The organism is Salinispora pacifica DSM 45544, assembly GCF_000378845.1.
GTDB classification, from domain to species: Bacteria; Actinomycetota; Actinomycetes; order Mycobacteriales; family Micromonosporaceae; genus Micromonospora; species Micromonospora pacifica.
On the sequence record NZ_KB905359.1, the window covers coordinates 4,083,594 to 4,108,744 of the forward strand.

A 25,151-nucleotide genomic window follows, 5' to 3' on the forward strand; every position below is an offset into this window, starting at 1 on the left:
GGCCCTCTAGTTGATGAACCGCAGGTCGGTGAACCAGCCGGCGGAGACGGCCATGATGTAGAAGTCGGTGAAGAGCACCGTGAACAGCGACACCATGGCGAACGTGCCGTGTCGGACGTTCAGCTTCGAGACCAACGTCCAGAAGCGGTACCGCACCGGATTCCGGGAGAAGTGCTTCAGTCGCCCACCCATCACGTGCCGGCAGGCGTGGCAGGAGAGCGTGTAGCCGGCCAGCGCGACGATGTTGACCAGGATGATCAACGTGCCCAGACCGACCCCGAAGGCTCCGTCGGGCCCGCGGAACGCGAGGAACGCGTCGTAGATGTTGATCAGCAGGACCACGAAGGCCAGGTAGAAGAAGTACCGGTGCCAGTTCATGACAAACAGCGGAAACCGGGTCTCCCCGGTGTACTTCTGGTGTGGCTCGGTCACCGCGCAGGCCGGCGGGGACGCCCACAACGAGCGGTAGCCCGCCTTGCGGTAGTAGTAGCAGGTCACCCGGAACCCGGCGACGATCGGGAAGGCGACGATGCCGAGTGGGAGGAAGAAGGGGAACTCCCCGAACGGGGTGCCGAAGTGCGACGAGCCGGGTACGCACGAGTCGGTCAGACACGGCGAGTACAGCGGCGTGAGGTAGTGGTAGTCCTCCACGTAGTACCACTTCGCCATGAAGACGCGGATTGTCGAATAGACGATGAAGAAGAGCAGGATCGCGGCGATGCCGACGGGCTGCACCCACCAGCGGTCGGTACGCAACGTTCGCGCCGCGATGGCGGCACGTGGACGCGCGCCCGGTCCTCCCGGCCTCGTTGCCGTTGATGTCATTCCAGTCGTCTCCCTGACGGGCCCCGGATGGGCGGCGGATCAAGTTCGGTAGGCAACCAGGCCGCACCCGCTTGCCAACGTCATGCGCACACCAACGACCGCGCCGGAGAAACGGCGCAGCTAGGTGACACACGTTACGCCGATCTTTGCGGGCCGTCCGCGCAAGGCAGTGTCCCGTGTGTCCCCGTTCTTGAAAAGGCCTGTCAGTGCATCGAGGCCCATCCGTTCGTTCGACGGCGCCGGTCAGCCGGAGGCCCCGCCGGTGAAGTTCCACCCGGCGAGGCGCAGCGCCGGTGCCTCCCACCAGACCCCGTCCACCCGGTCCGGCTGGCGGGCCGGCGTGTGCCCGACGCCGAGTACCGCCCCGGGACGGAGTGCGCGCGGGTAGGACTCGGTGAACCGGAGGTCGCGTACCGCCCGAGTCACCACGCCCCCCTCCACCAGCCACACCCCGTTGCGGGTGAGGCCCGTGCTGACCAGGCTCTTCGGGTCGAGGATCCGGGTGTACCAGAAGTCGCTGACCAGCAGACCGCGGCGGACGCCGGCGAGCAGCGCGGCGGTGTCCGGGTCGACGACCGCCGCGGTGCGGGCGTCGCCGGACCCGGGCTGCCGCACCTCGGCCGAGGTGGCGGTGAGGCGCAGGTTGCGGGGGACCGGGCCCCAGGCGGCGCCGCCGGGGACGGCGTGCCCGGTTGAGGGGACACCGGCCAGGGCGGCGGTGCGCCGATCGTGTGCGACGGCAGCGGTCACGCCCGCGTCCACCAGGGTCAACGCCGCCCGCCGAGTGCCCTCCACGTCGAACGGCGGACCGGACCGGTCGAGTGGGTCGTCCACCAGGGTCACCATCGGGTCGAACTGGGCCGTGCCGGGCTCGACGAAGGACTGGCCCTCGTGGTGCCGCTTGCCGTTGAAGCCGTAGGCGGAGAGGTGCTGGAGCAGGTCGGCGACGGCGGCCGGCTCCAGCACCACCTCGTACCGGCCAGGCGGCAGCTCGACGGGGTCGGTAGCCGCCCGAGCCTTGCCGGCGGCGCGGGCGCCGAGGACGGAACCGTCCAGGTCGGCGAGGCGGTCGGCGGCCAGCCGGGCCATCCCGTCCGCGCCACCGCTGCGGGCGATGCCGTCCATCGCCGCCTCGGCGATCTGGCCCCGGACCGAGTGGCCGGCCGAGTTGGCGAACGCCGACGAACGGTGCGCCGTGCGGCAGTAGCCGGCCGTCTCCAGCCCGTCGGCCGCCGCCACGAAGGCGCGGACCCGCTCGGCCCGATCACCCGGCTCCGCGTACGCGGTCGCCTCGTCCACCGGGGCCCCCGGCGGAATCGGGGTAGGTGGGGTGAGCCCCGGCCAGGCCGGGTCGAGTGGACCGAGTCGTACCGCCGCCAGGGTGCGCTCGACGAGTTCCCGCAGCCCGTCCGAAGTGCCGACGCTGCCACTGCTGGCGACGGTCCGCCCGGCGAGGTGCAGCCGCAGCCGTACGGTGTGGTGGGTTTCGCCGACGTTCTGGTGAATGAACGAGTTGGCGAACCGGGTCAGCGCCAGCTCGGCCCGGGTAACCGTCGCCTCCGCCGAGGCGGCCGGCCCGGCCAGCCGGTGGACCAGCTCGATCACCTGGCCGGCCACGTCCAGCTCGGACCTCGGCCGGATCGTCGCCCTCACGCGCGCACCCCCACCCGGGTGCCGCGGAAGCGGGCGGGTGCGGCCGGATGGCCGGTGTGCCCCACCTGCCCTGGTTGACCCTTGCCGCAGTTGGGTGTTCCCCAGGCGACCGTCTCGCCGGAGAGCATGTCCATCGAACGCCAGAAGAGCGGGCTGATCCCGGTGTACGTGGGATTGCGCAGCATTCGGCCCCGCTTCCCCTTCTTGATCTCCCAGCCGACCTCGCAGCCGAACTGGAAGTTGAGCCGTTTGTCGTCGATGGACCAGGACCGGTTGATGTCCATCAACACCCCCTCGTCGGTGGCGGCGATGATCTCGTCCAGGCTGTGTGGACCGGGCTCCAGCCCGACATTGGTCATTCGCACCATCGGCAGCCGGGCCCAGCCATCCGCCCGGACGCTGCCGCCGTAGTCCAGGCCCGCGACGGCGGCCGAGTCGCGGCCCGCGAGCACGCCCACCCAGCGCCCCTCTCGTACGGCGTCCCGGCGGACCGCCGGGGAACCCTCGTCGTCGTAGCCGAAGCTGCCCAGCGCCCCAGGAAGCGTCGGGTCGATGGTGATGGTCATCAGCTCCGAGCCGTACCGCAGCGAGCCGAGCTGGGCCAGCTCCAGCCAGGAGGTACCAGCGAAGGCCGCCTCCCAGCCGAGGATCCGATCCAGTTCGATGGCGTGCCCGACCGACTCGTGGATCTGGAGGGCGAGCTGCTCGCCACCGAGGATCAGGTCGGTCTCGCCGGCGGGGCAGGCCGGTGCGGTGAGTAGGGCCCGGGACTCCTCGGCCATTCGTGCCGCGTGCGCGGTCAGGTCGAGCGAGTCGACCAGTTCCCACCCGCTGGTGCCGTACTGGCCCCGGTAGCTCGGGTACGACCGGCGCTGGGTCTCTCCGGCGCCGATCGAGGTAGCCGAGATGCCCCCGCCGCATTCGCGGATGCGCTGGTCGATCCGGTGGCCCTCGCTGGAGACGAACCACTTCGTGGTGTCCCAGATCTGGTAGAGGCCCTCGGCGAGGTCGGCGCCGTGCTCGGCCATCAGCCGGGTCGCCTCGACCAGCAGGTCGCCCTTGGCCGACAGCGGCACGCCGAGCGGATCCACCGCGCAGGTCGAGGCCCAGCTCGCGGTGACCGGCTGGGCCGGGATCGGATCGATCGGCGGGCCCGGGACGCGGGCACTGGCCGCGGCGATCCGCGTCGCCCGCCGGCCGGCGTCGCGGGCGGCGGGGTCGGACAGGTCGGGGACGGCGTGGAAGCCCCAGCTCGACCCGACCAGTGCCCGGACGCCCAGCCCGACACTCTCGTCCTGGGTCAGCTCCTCGATGTCGCCGTTGCGGGCCGTCATGGACTCGTAGCGCCGGTGCATCACCCGGGCATCCGCGTACCGGGCGCCCGCGTCGAGGGCGGCTTGGACAGCGGTGGAGGCCGCATCGAACTCGGTCATAGCTCGACCCTAGGGGAGCCAGCCGCATCCGTCCGCCGTCGGTACGCGCCCGGCGTGAGACCGAGGACCGACCGGAATTCGTTGGCGAGGTGGGCGTGGTCGCTGTAGCCGAGGTCAGCGGCGACATCGGCCAGGGTCGTCTCCGGATCATCCCGCAGACGCTGGGCGGCTTCCTGTAGCCGGCGGCGGCGGATCATCGCTGCCGGCGGCAACCCGATGAACCGGGCCGCGAGCCGCTGCACCGATCGGGCGGACAGACGTAGGTGACGGGCGACATCCTCTACTGTGCGCACCGTCGGATCGGCATCGATGACATCGGCCATCCGGTTGGCTAACAGCGCCTCGTGCGGCGGTGGTGGCACCGTGTCGGAAAGCCACGTCGCGAACGCGTCCACGGCCTGGCGGTGCCGGGCGGGTGGATCATCCGGCTCGAGCATCGCTCGCCCCACCCGCTCCCGCAGTACCGGGAGGTCCAGGAGTTGGTACCGGTCCCGTAGCACCGCCGGTGCGGTGGCGAAGTGGGGTACCGCCGCTGGCCGGAGTAGGGCTCCGACCGCCCAGCCGGTGCCGGTGAGTTCGCGGTACGAACTGCCGGTCGTTGGCCCGGCGAGGCCGACCACGGCTGGTTCGACCACGAGATTGCAGGCGGGAAAGGCGATCAGCTGCTGTCGGGAGGTCTGCCCTGCCGGGAGACACCACTCCGGAATCCAGAACCAGCGCACCAACTGTGCCACCGAATCTGGTGCCGGAAGGCGGGCGAACGTGGGCAGCCACGCCGGATAGAGGACACCCCGCCGGCTCGCCGTACCCAGCTCGGATTCCTGTCGCGAATCTTCAAGCCGATGCCTGCTGCGCCTACCTATGGTCAACTCCTATGACTGATCCGAACCAAGCCGCCGACGGCGAACACACCACGAACGGCACGCCGCACGGAGCTACCAGCCTGACTCCCTTTCTGGCCATCCCGGACGCCCGCCGGGCCATCGACTTCTACCAGAAAGTCTTCGGTGCGCGGGTGGTTGACGTGACCGAGCTGGGTGGCGTCGTGGCCCACGCCGTCCTCGACTTCGGCCAGGGGCTGCTGCAGATCGGGGAGCCGATGCCCAAGTATGGGCTCGTCGCGGCACCCGAAGGGGAGCAGGACTGCTACTCCATCGGCTTCTACTGCCCGGACGTTGACACCGTGGTCGAACGGGCCCAGGCGGCCGGCGCGGTCATCCGGGAAGCCCCGTCCACGTTCGTCTCGGGTGACCGTTTCGCCAGCATCCGGGACCCGTTCGGCGTACGGTGGTCGGTCCTGACCCGAGTGGAGGACCTCTCCGAGGAGGAGAGCGCGCGACGGATCGCCGACTGGGCCAGGCAACAGGCGGAGTGACCGGCGCGGGCAACGGGCGGCACCGCGCGGGTTGACCCGATTCTCCGTACCCGCCGTGGGTGGTGCTCATCCCAGGTGGGTACGGAGGAAGGCGAGCTCCAACCGCAGCAGCTGCTCACCGACACCGCCCGCCGCCATGTGTGTCGCGCCGGTCAGCGGCAGCACCGAATGCGGGTGCCCGTTGGCGACCAGCGCGGCCGACAGCCGCAGCGTGTGCGCCGCCACCACGTTGTCGTCGGCCAGCCCGTGCACCAGCAGCAGCGGCCGGGCCTGCTCGGTGGCGGCGGCCAACTCCACCAGGGAATGGTGGGCGTACACGTCCATCCCGTCCTCGGGCAGGCCCAGGTAGCGTTCGGTGTAGGCGGTGTCGTACAGGCTCCAGTCGGTCACCGGCGCCCCGGCGATCCCACACCGGAACAGCTCCGGGCGGCGCAGCACCGCCAGCGCCGCCAGCCAGCCGCCGAACGACCAGCCCCGCACCGCCACCCGGTCGAGGTCCAGGTCCGGATGTTTGTCGGCGAGCGCGGTGAGCCCCTCCACCTGATCGGTGAGGACCATGTCCGCCACCCGCCGGTGGATCGCCTTCTCGAACGACGGCGCGACCCCCGGCGTACCACGGTTGTCGATCACGACCACCGCGAACCCGGCGTCGGCCCACCACTGCCGCTCCAACCACGCCGACCGCGCCGCCAGCACCTCCTGGTGGCCGGGGCCGCCGTACACGTCCAGCAGCACCGGCAGTCGGCGGCCGGAGACGTGGTTCTCCGGGTAGAGCACCGCCGCCGGCAGCCGCCGATCGGTCACCCGCTCCAACAATGGCAGCGGAGCATACGGTGGGGTGGCCGCGAACGACCGCAGCGTCGCCACCTCCCGGTCACCGCGCCAGACCGTCCAGCGCAGACCCGGGTGGTCCAGGGAGGCGCTGCCCACCACCAACACGTCCCCGCCCACGACACCGACGTGCCAGCCGGAGTCCGGGGTGATCCGGCGGAGGTCCATCCCGCCGCCGACCGTGGTGCGGACCCGGAACAGGTGCTGTTCGCTCGGCTCGCCCTCGGCCGCCTCCACCAGCAGGTCGGCCGCTCCGGTGCCGGAGCGGGCCGGGAGCCGGCCCACCACCCGGCGCACGTAGAGCGACGGCGGCGTCAGCAGCGTTCCGTCGGCGAAGAGGCACCGTGCGTCGTAGCCGTCGTGGGCCAGTTCCCCGCCGACCAGCACCCGCCCGTCCGGCAGGTGGGCGGGAGTGCCGGGGACCGGCTCCACCCAGCGCGGGTCCGCCAGCTCGGCGTGTACCTGGGTCTCCCCGGTGCGTGGGTCCACCGCGAGCACCAGTCCGTGTTGCTGGGAGCGGCGCAGCACGGTGATCAGCGGTCCGCCGTCGGTCCAGTGCACGGCGGTCAGGTACGGGTAGGTCTCCCGGTCCCAGTGCACGTCGACCCAGCCGCCGTCGAGGTCGAGCAGGTGCAGGCTGACCTCGGCGTTGTTTCCGCCCGCCCGGGGGTAGGCGACGGTGGTCGGCGCGGTCGCCGGCTCGGCCGGATCATGCAGGTGCCACCGGTCCAGTCGGGACTCGTCTACTCGGGCGGCGAGCACCGAGCGGCCGTCCGGCGCCCACCAGTAGCCTCGGAACCGGTTGAACTCCTCCGCCGCGACGTGCTCGGCCAGCCCCCAGATGACCCCCGCGTCCTCGCCGGCGAGCATGGTGTCGGTGCCGTCGTGCTCGACCACCCGAAGCTCGCCCCGGCGGACCCCGGCCGCGGCGTCGGTCACGTACGCCAGCCGCTGCCCGGTTGGGTCGGGGCGGGGATCGAGCACCGGGCCGGCGGCGGCCACCTCGACCACGTCCCCGTGGATCAGGTCGGCCCGGAAGAGCCGGCCACCGAGAGCGAAGATCGCCACCCGGCCAGCCGAGTCGAGGGCGTACGAGCCGATGCCGGCGGCGCTCAGCCGCAACCGCTCCCGCAGCGTGCGCTCTCCCGGGCTGAGCTGGTCGTCGGCATCCTCCGACCGGAGCGCCGCCGGATCGGCGACGAGCCGCTCCTGCCCGGTGTCGACGTCGAGGAGCCAGAGCGCCTCGGTGGGGTCCGTCGGCCCGCTGGAGCGAAGGAAGAGCACCCGGGAGCCGTCGTCGGCCACCGAGATCGCCCGCGGCGCTCCGTGGCGGAACCGACGGGTCCGTGCGGCCAGCTCCGGAAAGTCCACACGTCGGATCGTAGGGCGGTGCTGTGGGTGATGTGGCGGACCTGCCCGGACGCATCCGGGTCGGCTGCGAGAACCGCCGGATAGAGTGACGGACGTGACGACACTGCCCGATCGCCGGCTCCTGCTGGTCCATGCGCACCCCGACGACGAAGCTATCGGCACCGGCGCGACGATGGCCCACTACGCGGCCACCGGCGCCCATGTCACGCTGGTCACCTGCACCCTGGGTGAGGAGGGTGAGGTGCACGTGCCGGAGCTGGCGCAGCTCGCCGCGGCCGAAGCTGACCAACTCGGCGGCTACCGGATCGGGGAGCTGGCGGCGGCCTGCCGCGCGCTCGGGGTCACCGACCACCGATTCCTCGGTGGCGCCGGCCGCTATCGCGACTCCGGGATGATGGGCCTGGCCACCAACGAGCACCCGCGCGCCTTCTGGCAGGCCGATCTCGATGTAGCCGCCGGGCAGCTGGTAGAGCTCATGCGGGAGCTTCGGCCCCAGGTCATGGTCACCTATGACGATAACGGGTTCTACGGCCATCCGGATCACATCCAGGCCCACCGGGTGGCGATGCGGGCACACGAGTTGGCCGCCGCCGAGGGGTTCGCTCCGGCGAAGGTCTACTGGACGGCGATGCCGCGCAGCGTGCTGGAGGCCGGGATGACCCACTTCGCCGGCTCGTCGGACAACCCGTTCGCGGGTATCCAGGAGGCGGTGGAGTTGCCGTTCTGTACGCCGGACGAGCGCATCGCCGCCCGGATCGACGCGAGCGGGCAGCACGCCGCGAAGGAGGCGGCGATGCGCGCGCACGCCACCCAGATTCCGGACAACTCCTGGCTGTACTCGATCGCCGGCAATTTCGGCAGCGAGTTCATGGGGGTGGAGTACTACACCCTCGCCAGCGGTGACAAGGGCCCCGGCTTCGGCCCGTACGGGTGGGAGGACGACCTCTTCGCCGGGCTGCCGGTCGGGGCGGGCTCGGACGACCGGGCTTCGGTCGGGGAGGGCTCGGACCGGACTCGCGCCGACGGCGTCAACCGGGCCCCGGTCGGCGCGACCGGCCAGTGGTGAGTCTTCCCGCCATGCCGGTGTCGGTGCTGCCCGACGAGAGCGCTCCGCCGCCGGCTCGGGGCAACGCCCGGCTGGCCAACCGGGCGTTGCGGTTCACCGGCGGCGTGTTGGCCGTCGCCGGCGGGGCCCTCAGCGCGGTGCTGGAGCTCCTGCTCGCCCCGCTGCGCGTCGGCGACCATCTGATCGGTGTGACCGTGCTGGTCGCGGTCGGGTTGAACGTGGCCCTGAGCTGGTTCGCCCTGGCTACTGTCGGACGCCGGTGGGCGGTGGCGCTGCCCGCCGTGCCGTGGTTCTTCCTGGTCGCAGTCGCCGGGATCCGCACCTCGGAGGGGGACGTGCTGCTGGCCGGCACCTGGGTGGACCTGCTGCTCGTCGTGGCCGGCGCAATGACCTTCGCGGTGCTGGGGTTCCGGCAGATCCTGGCCGCCCCGCCGACTGGCCGGCCCGGGGCCTGACGGCACCCGTCCTCCGGTGGTAGACATTCCTGCCAGGACGACCCGTACGAGTGGTGGCGGGCGGTATGGCGGGAGGGTGCGATGAGGCAGCGGTGGCGGGTGGCCGGCGGGCTGGCGGGTGCGCTGTTCGTGGTGAACATGGTCGCTCGGTTGATTATCTGGGTGGGGTTCGACGATGCGGACACGACCGCGGCTGATCGGGTGTCCCTCGGGATGTTCGTGGTGATCGGGGTGGGCCTGGCCGCGGTCACCTTCGTCTGGAGCCGACGCCGGCCTGCCGCCGGGTGGGGGGCGGATATCGCCGCCGCGGTCGGCGTCGCGCTGGCGCTGACCATACTGGTCGGGCCGCTGCTGGTGGGGAAGAACCCGTTCGGTGACGGTGCGGGGACCTTCTTCGCGCAGATTTGGCTCTACGCCGCGGTCACCGGTGTCGGGGTACTGCTGGGTTATCTGCTGGCCGTCGCGCTCGGCCTGGACCACCGCTCCCAGGCATTGAGGCGGTACGCCGAGTCGAAGGCGGCGAAGCCGCAGAAGCCGGTCCGCCGCTGACCCGGGTCAGTCGACAGGTGCGGTTCGGGTTCGGTAGGTGTGATGGGTGGTGAAGCCGAGCGCTCGATAGAGCGGCACCGCTTCGGCATTGTCCTGTTCGACCTGGAGGAAGGCCTTCGTCGCGCCGGCCGCCGTACCCCAGTCGGCCAGGGCGCGGACCACCTGCCGGGCCAGTCCTCGCCGGCGTGCCTCGGGCGTCACCTCGATCAGACTGAGGCCCAGCCAACGGTCCGCCCCGGTGACAGTTCCCCGGCCGATGGCGACCAGCCGGCCGGCAACGCGTACCTGGGCGAAGCGGATCTGGGGCACGGCGGTGAGTACGTGCCGGGCGGCGGCCGACAGGTCGCCCTTGCGGTTGGCGGCGACCGCCAGCCAGTCCGTCGACGGCGCGGCGGTCAGCTCGACCGGCGGTGCGTCGGCGATGTCGGGCCGGGCGGCCGGCAGCGCGGCCAGCGGTGCCGTCTGGACGAGCACCGGCGAGCCGCCGCGCCAACCCCGGGCGTCGAGCTCCGCGCTGACCGGCGCGGCGAGCGGAAGCGGCGTGTTGATCAGGGCGGGTCGACCGAGGTCGGCGTACCAGCGTTGCACCGCGTCGATCGCGGCGGGCAGCGGCCGGTCCGGGTCGCCGACGGGTAACGCCGAATTGGCGCGGCCGGTCCAGCCGTCGGCGCTGCGCAGCAGCCAGCCGCCCAGCTGGGCCCGGGTCGGTGCGGGCCAGGCCGCGTCGGCCGCGTGCTCCAGCGTCGCCACCGCGGCAGCTGCCGGCCGGCGGGAGGGGGGTACTCGTCGCGCTCGGTGGACCTCGGCCCTCGGCACCACAAGCCGACCCTGCGCGGTGACGAGGGTGAGATGGCTCTCGCTCAGCTCGGCCAACTCGCCGAGGGCATCGGAGAAGCGGGGCCGGCCGGCGCGAATCCCCACAATTCGGCGGACCACCACCCGCTGTCCCACATCCTCTGGTTGGAGCACGATCGACCTCCTCCCCGACGAGATACTAGGCTCATACCCGTCGCGGATGATCGCGGCGTGTCTGCGGAGGAGAAGATCGGTGACCTACATCATCGCCGAGCCGTGCGTGGATGTGCTCGACAAGGCCTGCATCGAGGAGTGCCCGGTCGACTGCATCTACGAGGGCAACCGGATGCTCTACATCCACCCCGACGAGTGTGTCGACTGTGGTGCCTGTGAGCCGGTGTGCCCGGTCGAGGCGATCTTCTACGAGGACGACGTGCCGGAGCAGTGGAAGGACTACACCGCGGCCAACTACGAGTTCTTCGAGGACCTGGGTTCGCCCGGCGGCGCCTCGAAGATCGGCAAGGTGGAGAAGGACGCCACCTTCGTCGCGGCGCAGGCGCCACGTGGAGAGGCGAACTGAACCGGCCCACGCCGGTCTCGGCTCGGCTGCCGGAGTTCACCTGGGACGCCCTGGAGGCCGCGGCCGCTCTGGCCGCGGCGCACCCGGGGGGCCTGATCAACCTCTCCATCGGTACGCCGGTTGACCCGGTGCCGCCGTCGATCCGGCAGGCGCTGGCGGACGCCTCGGACGCCCCCGGGTACCCGCTGACCGCCGGCTCGCCGGCGCTGCGGGCCGCGATGGCGGCCTGGGCGGCGCGGGCCTGCGGTGCCGACCCGGAAGGGCTCGGCGTGCTTCCGGTGGTCGGGTCGAAGGAACTGGTTGCCTGGTTGCCCACGCTGCTCGGGATCGGATCACAGGACGTGGTCGTGGTGCCGTCGGTGGCGTACCCGACCTACGAGGACGGGGCTCGGCTCGCCGGGGCGACTGTCGTGCGGGCTGATTCGTTGACCGCCCTCGGTCCGACCCCCCGGGTTCGCCTGGTCTGGGTGAACTCGCCGGGGAACCCGACGGGGCGGGTACTGCCCGCACCCCACCTGCGCAAGGTGGTCGACTGGGCCCGGGAGCGCGGTGCGGTCGTCGCCAGTGACGAGTGCTACCTACCGCTTGGCTGGGAGGCCGAGCCGGTCTCGGTGCTGTCGCCGCAGGTCTGCGGAGATTCGTACGACAGCGTCCTGGCGGTGCACTCGCTCTCCAAGCGGTCCAACCTCGCCGGCTACCGGGCTGGCTTCGTCGCCGGTGATTCGGCGCTCGTCGCCGAGCTGCTCAAGGTACGCAAGCACGCTGGGATGATCATGCCAGCGCCGGTGCAGGCCGCGATGGTGACCGCCCTGGCGGACGAGCGGGACGCCACCGAGCAGCGGGAGCGCTACCGGGCTCGGCGGGCCGTGCTGCGCGCCGCGTTCACCGCCGCCGGGTTCACCGTCGAGCACTCGGAGGCCGGCCTCTACCTGTGGCTGACCCGGGGTGAGGACTGCTGGGCCACGGTCGACTGGCTGGCCCGGCGGGGCATCCTGGTGGCGGCGGGCGCCCTCTACGGGCCCGCCGGCGCTCGACATGTCCGCGTGGCGCTGACCGCGTCCGACCAGCACGTGGCGGCGGTCGCCGACCGGTTGGCCGGCTGAGAGCGGCGGGTGCGACCGTGACCGATGCTGGGAGCACCGCGGCCGGGGCGGCGTACCGCGGGGTCCGGGCCGCGGTCGTGGGGACCGGTCTGATCGGGGGGTCCATCCTGCTTCGGCTCCACGACGCCGGGCTGGACGTCACCGGCTGGGACCCGGACCCAACGACCCGGGACCAGGCGCGTGAGCGGGGAGTGCCGGTCCCGGAGACCATTGAGGCGGCGGTCGCCGGACGGGAGTTGGTATTCCTGTGCGGGCCGCTACCGACCCTGCCGGCCACCCTGTCGACTGTCGCCACGGCCAGCGGGCCCGACTGCGTCCTCACCGATGTGGGTAGTACCAAGGCCGAGGTGGCCGCGGTAGCGGCCCGGCTCGGTCTGCTGCACCGGTTCGTGCCGGGGCACCCGATGGCGGGCGCCGAGTTCGCCGGGCTCGCGGCGGCCAGGCCGACGCTCCTCGACGGCGCCGCGTGGGTGCTGTGCCCGGGGCCGGCGACGGCCCCGTTCCGCTGGCTCACCGGGCTGCTCCTGGCTGTCTTCGGGGCTCGGGTGGTGCCGCTGGCCGCGGCCGAGCACGACCGGGCCGTCGCCCTCGCGTCGCACGTGCCGCACCTGCTCGCCGGGGCGCTGGCCGGGGCGAGCGGTCGGGCAGCCGCACCGGATGCCGTTCTCGCCCTCGCCGCCGGCAGCTTCCGCGACGGCACCCGGGTCGCGGCCACCCCGGCGGAGCGGACGGCCAACCTGCTGCTGGGCAACCGGGACGAGGTGCTGCGGGAGCTGACCGGGGTGCGGGCCTACCTGGACGAGCTGGTCGAGGCCCTGCGCTCCGATGACCGGGAGCGGCTCACCGCGCGCTACGACGAGGCGGGGGCGATCCGGCGCCTGCTGTCCGATCGGGCGTACGCCGTCCAGGTCCGTGAGTTCCCGGTCGGTGGGGACCACACCGCGGAGGTCGGCTGGCTTCGGCAGGTCGGCGCGGCCGGCGGCTATCTGGGCGGCTGTCAGCTGCGTGAGGGTCGGGTCTGCTACACCGCCGGGCTGCCGCAACCAGGTCGGGCGTGACGCGCGGCGGTTGGGCGTGACGCGCGGCTCGGTCGGGCGTGACGCGCGGCCTGGTTGGGCGTGGCGCGCGGCCGGTGGGCCTGCCGGCGCCGTCGGATCGCCGCTAGGGTGTGCACATGGTGGCTGGACCGGTGGTGGCGGTTCGCGGGGAGTCCTTCCGGGAGGTCGCGCCGGAGCGGGCCCGGTTCGCCGTGGCCGTGCTGGCCCGGGACCGGGACCGGGAGGCCACACTGAGCCGGCTGGCCGAGCGGGCGGCCGCGGTCCGGGTGCTCCTCGACGGGTACGGCTCGATGATTGAGCGGCGGGAGACCGGCGAGCTGCGGGTCTCCCCGGAGCTACGCCGCTCGGGGGAACGGGTGCGCGCATATCACGGCAGCGTGCGCACCACCGTCACGGTTACCGACTTCACCACCCTGGGCGAGTTGCTGCTGCGCCTGGCTGACCAGGACCAGGTCGAGGTGTCGGGGCCGTGGTGGTCGCTGCGTCCGGACAGCCCGGTCTACCGCGAGGCCCGGCACGCGGCGATCGCCGACGCGCTGCGGCGGGCCCACGAGTACGCGGAGGCCCTCGGCGCCCGGGTGACCGCGCTGGTCGAGCTCGCCGACGCTGGCGTCGATCGGCCAGCCACATTGGCCGCCCGGCCCTACTCGGCCACTGCCGAGGGGGTGCCCGAGCTCGATCTGGACCCGCGACCCCAGTCGGTGCAGGCGGCGGTGCAGGCACGGTTCACGATCAGCGAGCCGGTCCTCCGCTGATGGGGTCGGCCCGAGTGGTACCTGTTGCCGAGTTGGTGGCGCGGGCCCGCGCGCTCGCCGACACCGGCTCCCGCCAGTTGCTGGGCATCACCGGTGCTCCCGGCGCGGGTAAGTCCACCCTGGCCACGCAGATCGTCGCCGCCGTTGGGCCGGCGGCCCGGCTGGTGTCGATGGACGGGTTCCACCTTGCGCAGGCCGAGCTTGTCCGGTTGGGCCGGGCGGAGCGGAAGGGCGCCGCGGACACCTTCGACGCCAACGGCTACGTCTCGCTGCTGCGCCGGCTGCGGCGCCCCGAGCCCACCTCGGTCTACGCGCCGGAGTTCCGGCGGGAGTGGGAGGAGCCGGTGGCCGGGATGGTCGAGGTGCCGCCGTCGGTCCGGCTGGTGGTTACCGAGGGTAATTACCTGCTGCTGCCGGATTGGCCGTGGGAGGAGGTCCGGCCGCTGCTGCACGAGGTGTGGTTCTTGGATCTCGATGCGGAGCAGCGGCGGCGCCGGCTCACCGCGCGGCACGAAACGTACGGGCGCTCGCCCGCCCAGGCCCGGGCCTGGGCGGGCGGCACCGACGAGGTGAACGCCGCGCTGGTGGCGAGCACGGCGCACCGGGCCGACCTGGTGGTGCGCCTCGCCGAGCCACCGCCGGGCTGAGTCCCGTCAGTCGTTGGCGTGCAGCGCGGCGTTCAACGCGATGCCCTGCCCGGAGCGCGGCTTCGCCTCGAGTCCGCCGGTGACCGAGTTGCGCCAGAAGAGCAGACCGTCGACGCCGGTCAGCTCGCGCGCCTTCACCACCCGACCGTCTGGCAGCGTGAGCTTGGAGCTGGCCGTGATGTAGCAGCCCGCCTCGACCACGCAGTCGTCGCCGAGCGAGATGCCCACGCCCGCGTTCGCGCCGATCAGGCTCCGTTCGCCGATGCGGACCTTCTCGGTGCCGCCCCCGGAGAGGGTGCCCATGATCGAGGCGCCGCCACCGATGTCGGAGCCGTCCCCGATCACCACGCCCTGCGTGATGCGTCCCTCGACCATGGAGGCGCCGAGCGTCCCGGCGTTGAAGTTCACGAAGCCCTCGTGCATCACCGTCGTGCCGGAGGCGAGGTGGGCGCCGATCCGGACCCGGTCCGCGTCGGCGATGCGGACCCCGGAGGGCACCACGTAGTCGGTCATTCGGGGGAACTTGTCCACCCCGTACACGCTCAGGTGGCGACCGGCGGACCGCTCGATGACCCGCAGCTCGTCCACCCGCTCCGGCGGGCAGGGCCCGGCCGAGGTCCAGGCGACGTTGGCCAGCTTGCCGAAGATGCCGTCGAGGTTGAGCTCGTTGGGCCGCACCAGCCGGTGCGAGAGGAGGTGCAGCCGGAGGTACGCGTCCGCGGCGTCCTTGATCGGGTCGGCCAGCGAGCCGAGGACGGTCACCAGCTGGACGGTCCGCAGACCCGGCAGCGCCCGGTCGCCGACCGCGCCCGGCGGCAGGTCGAGGACATCCGCCTCATCCTCGCCCGGGACCAGCGGCAACTCGCCGAGGCCCAGCTTGCCGGTCGGGTACCAGGTATCGAGCACCTGGTCGTCAGCGGTTACGGTGGCCAGGCCGATGCCCCAGGCAGACTGCGTAGTGGTCACCTCTGTGACGGTACCGTGCGGATTATGAAGAACCCGTTGACCCCCGAGGTCCTCGCTGATCCGGTGGCCCTGACCCGCGCCCTGGTCGACATCGAGTCCGTCTCCCGAAACGAGAAGGCGATCGCGGACTGTGTCGAGGATGTGCTGCGCGGGGTGCCGCACCTGACCACCTATCGGTACGGCAACACCGTGATGGCCCGTACCAGCCTCGGCCGGGACCAGCGGGTGGTGCTCGCCGGCCATCTCGACACGGTCCCGATCAACAACAACTTTCCCGCCACCGTGCGCGGCGACCTGATGTACGGCTGCGGCACCTCGGACATGAAGAGCGGGGTCGCGTACGCGTTGCACCTCGCGGTGAGCCTGACCGAGCCGCGGTACGACGTGACGTACTTCTTCTACGAGGCGGAGGAGATCGAGTCGACGTACAACGGTCTCTTCCTCGTCTCCGAGGCCCACCCGGAGTGGCTCACGGCCGACTTCGCGCTGCTGCTGGAGCCGACGCACGGGATCGTCGAGGCGGGCTGCCAGGGCACGCTGCGGGCGACCGTCGGCACCAGCGGCGTACGGGCGCACTCGGCGCGCTCCTGGCACGGCGTGAACGCGATCCACGCCGCCGGGGAGGTGCTGCGCCGGCTCGGGGCGTACGAGGCCCGCCGGGTGACGGTCGATGGCTGCGAGTACCGCGAGGGATTGAACGCGGTGCGCATCAACGGCGGGGTGGCCGGCAACGTGGTGCCGGACCGCTGCACGGTCGAGGTCAACTACCGGTTCGCCCCCGACCGCAGCCCGGAGCAGGCCGAGGCACATGTGCGCGAGGTGTTCGCCGACTTCGAGGTGGCGATCACCGACCTGGCGGCCGGCGCGCTGCCGGGGCTGGAGGCCGCGCCGGCGCAGGAGTTCCTGGCCGCCGTCGGTACCGCACCAATCGGCAAGCTGGGCTGGACGGACGTTGCCCGCTTCGCGGCGTTGGGCACCCCGGCGCTGAACTTCGGCCCCGGGGATCCCAACCTCGCCCACCACCCGGACGAACACGTCGAGATCGGGAAGATCCGCGACGGTGCGGCGGTGCTGCGTCGCTGGCTCTCGGTCGCCTGAACGGCCCTGTCCGCCCGCCCGTCGGCGCATCTCCACTACGGTTGCCTGCATGAGTGAGAGCAACGGGCGGGAGGCGGCCGGCGCGGCCCCGCGGGACCAGCACCGGGGTACCGGGGCACCACGTCGGTCAGTGATCGGCGGCAGTACCGCCGATCAGCGGCTGCTCGACTCCCGCCAGCGCAGTGACTGGAAGACCCGGGACGCGTGGCGGGCGCTGCGGATCCTCTCCGAGTTCGTCGAGGGCTTCGACACCCTCTCCGACCTGCAGCCAGCGGTGAGCGTCTTCGGTTCGGCGCGGAGCCTGCCGGACAGCCCGGAGTGCCAGCTGGCCGAGGAGCTGGGTGGGGCGCTGGCCCGGGCCGGCTACGCGGTCATCACCGGTGGGGGGCCGGGGGTGATGCAGGCGGCGAACCGGGGGGCCAGCGAGGCCGGCGGGCTCTCCGTCGGCCTGGGCATCGAGCTCCCCTTCGAGCAGGGCATCAATGACTGGGTCGACGTGGCGATCGAGTTTCGGTACTTCTTCGCGCGGAAGACCATGTTCGTCAAGTACGCCCAGGCGTTCGTGGTGCTTCCTGGTGGTTTCGGCACGATGGACGAGCTGTTCGAGGCCCTCACCCTGGTGCAGACCGGCAAGGTGACCCGGTTCCCGGTGGTGCTGATGGGCGCTGACTACTGGCGCGGGTTGCTCGACTGGCTGCGGGACACGATGGCGGTCGAGGGTAAGATCGGAGCTGTTGATCTTGATCTGATCTGCCTCACCGACGACGTGAACGCGGCCGTGCGGCACATCGTCGAGGCGGAGGCGGTGCTCTCCGCCGAGCAGGAGGCGATCCGCGAGGAGTCCGTCGCCGTCACCGCGGCCGAGCAGCGGGCCGCGGCGGACGAGGGGGGGCGGGGCTGACCATGGCAGCGATCTGTGTCTTCTGCGCGTCTTCCCGCACGCTTGACCAACGCTTTCTGGACCTGGCGACCGAGACCGGCGCGGAGCTGGCCCGTCGGGGTCACACGCTCGTCAGCGGTGGTGGCCGGGTCGGGATGATGGGGGCGGTGGCGGCCGGCGCACGGGCCGCCGGCGGGCGGACGCTGGGCGTGATCCCGCAGGCCCTGGTCGATCTGGAGGTCGCCGACCTCGCCTCCGACGAGTTGTTGGTCACCGAGTCGATGGCTGACCGTAAGACCATAATGATCGATAAGTCGGATGCCTTCCTCACCCTCCCCGGTGGCCTCGGCACGCTGGACGAGCTCTTCGAGGTCTGGACGACCGCCACCCTGACGCTGCACGGCAAGCCGATGACGCTGGTGGACGCCGACGGCTTCTACCGCCCGCTCTTCGACTGGCTGGGTGGTCTGGCCAAGCAGACCTTCCTGAAGCCGGCGGGCCTGGAACTGCTCCCCGTCGTGGCGACTGTCCCTGCGGCCCTCGATCTCCTGGAGTCCCGGCTGAGCTGAGGGCCACCGCCCGGGGTCTTGCGCTGTGGCCAGGTCGGCGGTAGCCCCGGCCTCGCCGCCCCGCCGGCGTGGCTTGGTAGGTCAGGGCGTCCGGTGGGCGTGGGCGGATGTGGATCTGTCGGCCGGATCTGGTGGGATGAGGGGATGCAGGCATACCGGCTGGTACGCCGGTCCGGCGGGCCGGCGGGGGCGTTCACTCCGGCGGGCGACCGTGCCCTGTTGGGCGAGCACGGTCGGTTGGGCGAGCGGCTCGACGACCCCCGGCAGGCGGAGGTGATCGGACACGCCGTCGGGCCGCTGCTGGTGCTCGGTGGGCCGGGCACCGGCAAGACCGCCACCCTGGTCGAGGCGGTTGCCGCGCGGGTGGCCGAGGGGGTGGATCCCGAGCGCATCCTGGTGCTCACCTTCAGTCGTCGACAAGCAACCGGCCTGCGTCAGCGCATCGAGTCCCGGATCGCCGGCGCGGGCCACCGGGTGCTGCGGGAACCACTGGTACGCACCTTCCCGGCGTACGCGTTCGGGCTGCTGCGTCGGGCCGCCGCGGAGCGCGGCGAACCCTCGCCCCGGCTGCTCACCGGCCCCGAGCAGGATTTGATCATTCGGGAGTTGCTGGACCTGGTGGGCGAGGAGCCGGACGCCGATCCGGTGGGCTGGCCGGAGGACCTGCGCCCGGCCCTGCGTACCCGCGCCTTCGCCAGCCAGCTGCGGGACCTGCTGATGCGGGCCGCCGAGCGGGGCGTCGGTCCGGTGGAGCTGGCTCGGCTGGGTGAGCAGCTCGGCCGGGCCGACTGGCCGGCCGCCGCCCGGTTCCTCCGGGAGTACGTCGCCGTGCTGGCGCTGCGCGATGTCGGCAACCGCGGCTCGATCGCCTACGATCCGGCCGAACTGGTCCGCGCCGCCACCGGAATGCTGCTCGACGATCCGGCGCTGCTGGCCGCGGAGCGGCGCCGACTGGCGCACGTCTACGTGGACGAGTACGCCGACACCGACCCTGCCCAGCAGGAGCTGCTGACGACCGTGGCGGGGGGCGGCAAGGCGCTGGTCGTCCTCGCCGACCCCGACTCCTCCACGTACGCCTTCCGTGGTGCCGACCCGGCCGGTGTGGTGACCTTCCCGCACCGATTCCGGACCGCCTCCGGGGCGCCGGCGGCGCGGGTCGTCCTCACCACGTCGTACCGGGCCGGTCCCCGACTGCTGGCGGCGCACGCGCGGCTGGCCCGCCGGCTGCGTGGCCCGGCTACGCATCGGCGGCCCCGGGCGTTACCCGCAGCGGCGGCGGGCACGGCGGAGGTCCGTACGTTCCGCTCGGCCGCCAGTGAGGCGGCCTGGCTGGCGCATGCGCTGCGGGCGGCGCACCTGCTCGACGGGGTGCCCTGGTCGGAGATGGCCGTGTTGGTGCGCTCCACCGGGCGAGCGCTGCCCTCGCTGCGGCGTGCCCTGCACGCCGCCGGGGTGCCCACCGTCGTGCACGGCGAGGACCTGCCGCTGCACCTGCAACCAGCGGTTGCCCCGCTGCTGTTGCTGTTGCGCTGTGCGCTCGCCCCGGACCGGCTCGATGAGGAGGCGGCCGTCGCCCTGCTGCACTCACCGTTGGGCGGGGCCGATCCGTTGGCGGAACGGCGGCTGCGGCAGGGGCTGCGGGTTATGGCGTTGGCCGCCGGTGACCGCCGACCCTCCGGCGAGCTGATCGTCGAGGCGCTGCGGGACCCGGCCGAGCTGGCCGGCATCGACCGCCGGTGGGCGGAGCCGGCGCAGACGGTGGCCGGTCTGTTGGCGGTTGCCCGGGAGGCGGCCGCCCGACCGGGTGCCACCGCCGAGGAGGTGCTCTGGGCGGTGTGGCGGGCCACTGGCCTCGCCGACCTCTGGTCGGCGGCGCTGGCCCGCACGCCGGCGGCGGCCGGGGAGGGGGAGATCGCCCGGCGTCGTCGCGCCGAGGCCGCCGACCGGGACCTGGACGCGGTGCTGGTGCTCTTCGACGCCGCCGCCCGGTTTACCGACCGGCTGCCCGGGGCGCGGGTCGAGGTCTTCCTCGATCACGTGCTCGGGCAGGACCTGCCCGCCGACACTCTCGCCCCGACCGCTGACCGGGGCGACGCGGTCCGGCTGCTCACCGCGCACGCCGCGAAGGGGCTGGAGTGGGATCTGGTCGCCATCGCCGGAGTGCAGGAGGGCGTCTGGCCCGACCTGCGGCTGCGGGGCAGTCTGCTGGGATCGGAGCGCCTCGTGGACGTGCTCGCCGGCCGCTCGGCCGGCGAGGGGCGGCGGGTCTCCGTCGTTGGCCAGACCTCGGCCCTGTTGGACGAGGAGCGGCGGCTCTTCCACGTCGCAGTGACCCGGGCCCGACGCCGGCTGCTGGTCAGCGCCGTGGCCAGCGCCGCCGTCGGTGGCGATGACCACGACGAGCAGCCGAGCCGGTTCCTGCACGAACTCGACGTGGCCGACCCGCCACCCACCGAGGGCGCGGGCGCGGACGGGGCTGCGCCACCGGCCGCGGGCGCGGGCGCGGGACCGGATGGAGGTGCGCCACCGGCCGCGGGCGCGGGCGCGGGACCGGACGGAGGCGTAGGAGCCGACCAGGGCGCGGGACCGGACGACGCCCGGGTGGCCACGTTGCCGCTCAGCCGGCCGCCCCGGGCGCTCACGCTGGCGTCGCTGGTGGCCGAGCTGCGTACCGCGGTGACCGACCCGAGGGCGACGGTGCCCCGGCGGCGGGCAGCCGCGGCTGAGCTGGCCCGGCTCGCCGCCGAGGGGGTCGCCGGGGCGCACCCGGATGACTGGTGGGGGCTGCGTCCGCTCTCCGACGAACGGCCGCTGGCCGCCGACGGCGAGCCGGTGCGGGTCACCCCGTCCGGCATGGAGAGCGCCCTGCGGTGCAGCCTGCGCTGGCTGCTCGAACGTCACGGCGGTGGCGCGCCGGCAAGCGCGGCGCAGGGGGTGGGAAACCTGGTGCACGCCGCCGCGATGCTGGCCGAGAACGCCAGTTCGGACCGGCGGGCGCTGCTCGACTACGTGGCGGCCCGGTTCGACGCGATCGAGCTGGCGGCCCGTTGGCTGGTCGGCCCGGAGCAGGCCCGCGCCGAGGCGATGGTGGACAAGCTGCTGCGCTGGCTGGCCACCAACCCGCGTCGGCTGCTCGCCATCGAGCACGAGTTCGCCGTCCGGCTGGACGACCCACGCCACCCCGTCGACCTGGTCGGCCGGGTGGACCGGCTGGAGGTCGACCCGGACGGCCGGCTCGTGGTGGTTGACCTCAAGACCGGTAAGTCGACCGCGGTGACCGCAGCGGACCTCGCCGAGCATCCGCAGCTGGGCGCGTACCAGGCGGCGGTCGAGGCGGGCGCGTTCGCCGAGTTCGGGACCGAGTCCGGGGGCGCATCCCTGGTGCAGCTCGGCACCGGCACCAAGGAAGCCCGGGAACAGGCCCAACCGCCGGCCGGCGAGGGGCCGGCGGCCGGCTGGGCGACCGCCCTGGTCCGGCGGACCGCCGAGACGATGGCCGCCGCCACCTTCGCCGCGGTCGCCAACTCGAAGTGTCGAGTCTGCCCGGTGCGCACCAGCTGCCCGGTGTCTGGGCAGGGGCGCCAGGTCGTCGAACCACCGAGCACTCGCCCACCGGAGGGCCCGTGACCCAGCCGACCCTGTTCAGCGCGGCGACCCCGACTCCCCGTCGGGCCGATGCCGGGCCCCGGTACACCCCGGTCGAGTTGGCGAAGCTGCTGCGACTGCCGGCGCCCACCCGGGAACAGGCGGCGATCATCGCCGCCCCGGTGGAGCCGTTGCTCGTCGTCGCGGGCGCCGGCTCCGGAAAGACCGAGACGATGGCCGCCCGGGTGGTCTGGCTGGTGGCCAACGCGTACGTCCAACCGGAGCAGGTGCTCGGTCTGACGTTCACCCGCAAGGCCGCCGGAGAACTGGCGCACCGCGTCCGGACCCGGCTCGGCCAGCTCGTTCGCCGGCTCGGGCGCAACGGGCGACACCCGCTCGACGATCCGTTGTCCGGCGAGCCGACGGTCGCCACCTACCACTCGTACGCCGGGCGGGTGGTGACCGAACACGGGCTGCGCGCCGGGTACGAGCCCGCCACCCGGCTGCTCACCGAGGCGTCCCGCTGGCAACTCGTTGACCTGATCGTGCGTACCTACGACGGCGACATGTCCGAGGTGGACCGGATGCCGAGCACGATCACCGACGCGGTGCTGGCCCTGGCCGGCGAGTTGGACGAGCACCTGGTCGAGCCGGACCACCTGGCGGCCTGGACCGGACGGTTCTTCGCCGACGTGCAGTCCCGCCCCGGCCGGGTCTACGCCGACGTGCGGCGGGCGCTCACCCTCGCGCAGGTCCGGTTGAAGCTGCTGCCGCTGGTCCGGGCGTACGCCCGGCGCAAGGAGGATTTCGAGGCGATGGACTTCGCCGACCAGCTGGCTCGGGCGGCCCGGGTTGCCCGGGACCACCCGGTGGTCGGTGAGCTCGAGCGGGACCGCTACCGGGTGGTGCTGCTCGATGAGTATCAGGACACCAGCCATGCCCAGGTGGTGCTGCTGAACGCGCTCTTCGGTGGCGGGCACCCGGTGACCGCGGTCGGTGACCCCTGCCAGTCGATCTACGGCTGGCGTGGGGCGAGTGCGGGCACTCTCGACCGGTTCCGCACCGAGTTCGCCCAGGCCGACGGCGCTCCGGCCGAGGTACGTACCCTGACCACCAGTTGGCGCAACCGACCGGAGATTCTGGCGGTGGCGAACGCCCTCGCCACCCCGCTCCGCGCCGCCGGCGCCCGGGTGCCGGAGCTGCGTGCCGCGCTCAGCGTCAAGGAGCCGATCCCGCACCGCACCCCCCGCGGGGTGGCTGCCGGCACCGTCCACTGCGCGTTGTTGGACACCTACGCGGACGAGGCGAACTGGATCGCCGACAGCCTGCTGCGCGCCTGGCAGGGAGCGGCGGGGATGCCCGGGGTGTTGCCCGAGCACCTTCCGGTCGTGGCGCGTCCCACCACCGCGGTGCTGGTCCGGCTGCGCAGCCAGATTCCGGCGATCGAGTCGGCACTGCGGGCCCGGGGCCTGCCGGTCGAGGTGGTGGGGCTGGGCGGCCTGCTGGACACCCCGGAGGTGCGGGACGTGGTCTGCACCCTGCGGGTGCTGGCCGACCCGACCGACGGGGCGGCGTTGCTTCGGTTGCTGACCGGTGCCCGGTGGCGGATCGGGCCGCGGGACCTGGTGGCCCTGCACCGTCGGGCTCGGGCCATCGCCGCCGCACGCCGGCAGCTCGCCGCGGATGACGAGCCGGAGATCGTCCCGGATGTGCTGGACGAGGCGACTCTGGTGGAGGCCCTGGCCGACCTGGGGCCGGCGCCGGCGTACTCGGCGGAGGGCTATGCCCGGCTCCGCGCCGCCGCCCAGGAACTGGGCCTGCTGCGTTACCGGCTGGACCAGTCGCTGCCAGACCTGCTCGCGGACGTCGAGCGGACGATCGGCCTGGACGTGGAGGTGGCGGTGCGCGCCGGCCGGGACGAGGCCGGTGACGCTGGGCTGGCCCGGGGGCACCTGGATGCGCTCGGTGACGTCGCGGCCCGGTTCAGCGGGGAGACGCCGGGTGCCACGCTCTCGGCCTTCCTGGCCTACCTGGCGGCGGCGGAGGACGAGGAGCGTGGGCTCGCCCCCGGCGAGGTGGAGGTGGTCGAGGGGGCGGTGCAGGTTCTCACCGCGCACGCGGCCAAGGGCCTGGAGTGGGACATCGTGGCGGTGGCGGGGCTGAGTCGCGGGGTGTGGCCGGGTCCGGTGCGCAACTCCGATCACTGGCTGGGCGGGCTGGGGGTGCTGCCGTTCCCGCTGCGCGGCGACGCTGCCGGGTTGCCGGTGTTGGCGCTGGCCGCGGCGGAGGAACAGCGCGGGGTGGCACAGGCTCTGGCGGACTTCACCGCAGCGTGGCGGGCACACGACGAGCGGGAGGAGCGGCGGTTGGCGTACGTCGCGGTGACTCGTCCCCGCCGGCTGCTGCTCTGCTCCGGGTACTGGTGGGGGGAGGGCACCAAACGCCCGCGGGGCCCCTCCGCGCTCCTACGGGACCTGCATCAGGCCTGCCGGGACGGGGGCGCTGGCCAGGTGGTTGACGAGTGGGCCGCGGAGCCCGCCCCAGACGCGGTGAATCCCACGACCGAGGTGGTGCTCCGGGCGGAGTGGCCGGCTGACCCGTTGGGTGCCCGTCGACCGGCGCTCACCGAGGCGGCAACCCTGGTGCGGCGCTACTTGACCGCTGGGGTGCCGACCCGTCCGGCAGCCGGCGGCGTGGCTGTGGCCGGCCCTCCGGTGCCGGGCGTAAGCGACCTGGGTGGCGATGACCTGGGTGGCGATGCCCTGGGTGGCGATGACCCGGGTGGCGACGACCTGGGTGGCGACGACCTGGAGGTGGCGCGTTGGCGCCGGGAGGCCGATCTGCTGCTCGCCGAGCGGGCCGAGCTGACCCGACAGACCGGCCCGATCGAGGTCGTGCTGCCCGCCGCGCTCTCGGTCACCCAACTAGTGGCGCTGCGACGGGACCCGGCGGCCCTGGCCCGGTCACTGCGTCGCCCGCTGCCCACCGAGCCAAATCCGTACGCCCGTCGGGGTACCGCCTTCCATACCTGGCTGGAGCAGCGGTTCGGGGCTGGCCGGCTACTCGATGTGGACGAGTTGCCCGGTGCGGCGGACGCGGACGCCGCACCGGACGAGGCGCTTACCGAACTCCAGCAACACTTCCTGGCCAGTGAGTGGGCGGATCGGACGCCGGTCGAGGCCGAGGTGCCGTTCGCGACGGTGATCGCCGGGGTGGTCGTCCGGGGCCGGATGGACGCGGTCTTCGGTCGGCCCGGCGGACGGTTCGACGTGGTGGACTGGAAGACCGGCCGGCAGCCCACCGGAGCGGCCGCCGCCGCGGCAGCGGTGCAGCTCGCGGTCTATCGCCTGGCCTGGGCGGAGCTGGCGGGGGTTCCGGTTGCGCAGGTGGGTGCGGCGTTTCACTACGTCCGGGACGGGGTGACGGTGCGGCCGGTGGACCTGCTTGACGCGGTGGGTCTCACCGCGCTGATCGCCTCGGTCCCGGAACGTGGGGCGGAGGGAACCAGCGCTGGCTGAGTCAGTAATCAGCGGCGGATGGGTCCGAATGGCGATTGC

At 73.0% G+C, this 25,151-nt stretch carries 21 protein-coding genes; 14 read left to right on the top strand and 7 right to left on the bottom strand.

The annotated features are described in order from the left end of the window. Window positions 1-6: 6 nt before the first annotated feature. From SALPAC3_RS0118740 to SALPAC3_RS0118755, 4 genes are all read right to left on the bottom strand, one after another. On the bottom strand, window positions 7-825 hold the full coding sequence (locus SALPAC3_RS0118740; RefSeq protein ID WP_033660336.1) for a hypothetical protein: 819 nt from the start codon (window positions 823-825) through the stop codon (window positions 7-9). Between the two features lie 243 nt (window positions 826-1,068). Continuing rightward, the gene (locus SALPAC3_RS0118745; RefSeq protein WP_026185709.1) at window positions 1,069-2,478 is read right to left on the bottom strand and encodes a TldD/PmbA family protein; all 1,410 of its coding nucleotides are present in this window, start codon (window positions 2,476-2,478) and stop codon (window positions 1,069-1,071) included. Further along, window positions 2,475-3,911 (bottom strand): TldD/PmbA family protein, encoded by a 1,437-nt coding sequence (locus SALPAC3_RS0118750; RefSeq protein WP_018222721.1) that lies wholly within the window; start codon window positions 3,909-3,911, stop codon window positions 2,475-2,477. Before SALPAC3_RS0118750 ends, SALPAC3_RS0118745 begins: the two co-directional genes overlap by 4 nt. Further along, a complete protein-coding gene (locus SALPAC3_RS0118755; protein WP_332308195.1) occupies window positions 3,908-4,681 on the bottom strand; it encodes a helix-turn-helix domain-containing protein in 774 nt (257 codons plus the stop codon). The genes SALPAC3_RS0118750 and SALPAC3_RS0118755 overlap by 4 nt, the downstream gene beginning before the upstream one ends. Window positions 4,682-4,785: 104 nt before the next feature. On the opposite strand from SALPAC3_RS0118755, the gene SALPAC3_RS0118760 reads away from it, so the two are divergent. Continuing rightward, window positions 4,786-5,286 carry a VOC family protein gene (locus SALPAC3_RS0118760; RefSeq protein ID WP_018222723.1) on the top strand — a complete coding sequence of 167 codons (501 nt, stop codon included), beginning with the start codon at window positions 4,786-4,788 and terminating at the stop codon, window positions 5,284-5,286. Window positions 5,287-5,352: 66 nt separating this feature from the next. Here the strand turns inward: SALPAC3_RS0118760 and SALPAC3_RS0118765 are convergent, their stop codons facing one another. Then, a complete protein-coding gene (locus tag SALPAC3_RS0118765) occupies window positions 5,353-7,488 on the bottom strand; it encodes a S9 family peptidase (protein ID WP_018222724.1) in 2,136 nt (711 codons plus the stop codon). A gap of 85 nt (window positions 7,489-7,573) precedes the next feature. Between SALPAC3_RS0118765 and mshB the strand changes: the two genes are divergently transcribed. From mshB to SALPAC3_RS0118780, 3 genes are all read left to right on the top strand, one after another. Then, complete coding sequence (mshB, locus tag SALPAC3_RS0118770; RefSeq protein WP_018810121.1) at window positions 7,574-8,554, top strand: N-acetyl-1-D-myo-inositol-2-amino-2-deoxy-alpha-D-glucopyranoside deacetylase; 981 nt, start codon at window positions 7,574-7,576, stop codon at window positions 8,552-8,554. 11 nt (window positions 8,555-8,565) lie between these two features. Further along, entirely contained in the window at window positions 8,566-9,009 is a 444-nt protein-coding gene (locus SALPAC3_RS0118775) for a hypothetical protein (RefSeq protein ID WP_018222726.1), read from the top strand. Window positions 9,010-9,090: 81 nt separating this feature from the next. Continuing rightward, window positions 9,091-9,558, top strand: coding sequence for a hypothetical protein (locus SALPAC3_RS0118780; protein ID WP_026185711.1), 468 nt, complete (start codon window positions 9,091-9,093; stop codon window positions 9,556-9,558). A 6-nt stretch (window positions 9,559-9,564) separates the two neighbouring features. Here SALPAC3_RS0118780 and SALPAC3_RS0118785 read toward each other — a convergent pair whose 3' ends face one another. Then, window positions 9,565-10,527, bottom strand: a complete 963-nt coding sequence (locus tag SALPAC3_RS0118785; RefSeq protein ID WP_018222728.1) for a GNAT family N-acetyltransferase — start codon at window positions 10,525-10,527, stop codon at window positions 9,565-9,567. Window positions 10,528-10,606: 79 nt separating this feature from the next. Here SALPAC3_RS0118785 and fdxA point away from each other — a divergent pair, with 79 nt between their 5' ends. From fdxA to SALPAC3_RS0118810, 5 genes are all read left to right on the top strand, one after another. Beyond that, window positions 10,607-10,933: a ferredoxin gene (gene fdxA, locus SALPAC3_RS0118790; protein ID WP_018216902.1), complete on the top strand. Its 327-nt coding sequence runs from the start codon at window positions 10,607-10,609 to the stop codon at window positions 10,931-10,933. Next, the gene (gene dapC, locus SALPAC3_RS0118795) at window positions 10,930-12,036 is read left to right on the top strand and encodes a succinyldiaminopimelate transaminase (RefSeq protein WP_269744937.1); all 1,107 of its coding nucleotides are present in this window, start codon (window positions 10,930-10,932) and stop codon (window positions 12,034-12,036) included. Before fdxA ends, dapC begins: the two co-directional genes overlap by 4 nt. Window positions 12,037-12,053: 17 nt before the next feature. Then, window positions 12,054-13,094 carry a prephenate dehydrogenase gene (locus tag SALPAC3_RS0118800; RefSeq protein ID WP_018222730.1) on the top strand — a complete coding sequence of 347 codons (1,041 nt, stop codon included), beginning with the start codon at window positions 12,054-12,056 and terminating at the stop codon, window positions 13,092-13,094. A 116-nt stretch (window positions 13,095-13,210) separates the two neighbouring features. Further along, window positions 13,211-13,849, top strand: coding sequence for an SIMPL domain-containing protein (locus tag SALPAC3_RS0118805; protein WP_018222731.1), 639 nt, complete (start codon window positions 13,211-13,213; stop codon window positions 13,847-13,849). Next, a complete protein-coding gene (locus SALPAC3_RS0118810; protein WP_018222732.1) occupies window positions 13,849-14,496 on the top strand; it encodes a nucleoside/nucleotide kinase family protein in 648 nt (215 codons plus the stop codon). The genes SALPAC3_RS0118805 and SALPAC3_RS0118810 overlap by 1 nt, the downstream gene beginning before the upstream one ends. Before the next feature lie 6 nt (window positions 14,497-14,502). Here the strand turns inward: SALPAC3_RS0118810 and dapD are convergent, their stop codons facing one another. Continuing rightward, window positions 14,503-15,462, bottom strand: coding sequence for a 2,3,4,5-tetrahydropyridine-2,6-dicarboxylate N-succinyltransferase (dapD, locus tag SALPAC3_RS0118815; RefSeq protein ID WP_018222733.1), 960 nt, complete (start codon window positions 15,460-15,462; stop codon window positions 14,503-14,505). Window positions 15,463-15,486: 24 nt separating this feature from the next. Between dapD and dapE the strand changes: the two genes are divergently transcribed. The 5 genes from dapE to SALPAC3_RS0118840 all read left to right on the top strand — a co-directional run bounded on the left by dapE (window position 15,487) and on the right by SALPAC3_RS0118840 (window position 25,112). Continuing rightward, window positions 15,487-16,560 (top strand): succinyl-diaminopimelate desuccinylase, encoded by a 1,074-nt coding sequence (gene dapE / locus SALPAC3_RS0118820; RefSeq protein ID WP_018222734.1) that lies wholly within the window; start codon window positions 15,487-15,489, stop codon window positions 16,558-16,560. A gap of 49 nt (window positions 16,561-16,609) precedes the next feature. Then, window positions 16,610-17,461, top strand: a complete 852-nt coding sequence (locus tag SALPAC3_RS0118825) for an LOG family protein (protein ID WP_018222735.1) — start codon at window positions 16,610-16,612, stop codon at window positions 17,459-17,461. A gap of 2 nt (window positions 17,462-17,463) precedes the next feature. Continuing rightward, entirely contained in the window at window positions 17,464-18,009 is a 546-nt protein-coding gene (locus SALPAC3_RS0118830) for an LOG family protein (protein WP_018222736.1), read from the top strand. A 144-nt stretch (window positions 18,010-18,153) separates the two neighbouring features. After that, window positions 18,154-21,636, top strand: coding sequence for an ATP-dependent helicase (locus tag SALPAC3_RS0118835; protein ID WP_018222737.1), 3,483 nt, complete (start codon window positions 18,154-18,156; stop codon window positions 21,634-21,636). Next, on the top strand, window positions 21,633-25,112 hold the full coding sequence (locus tag SALPAC3_RS0118840; RefSeq protein ID WP_018222738.1) for an ATP-dependent helicase: 3,480 nt from the start codon (window positions 21,633-21,635) through the stop codon (window positions 25,110-25,112). Before SALPAC3_RS0118835 ends, SALPAC3_RS0118840 begins: the two co-directional genes overlap by 4 nt. Window positions 25,113-25,151 lie beyond the last annotated feature (39 nt).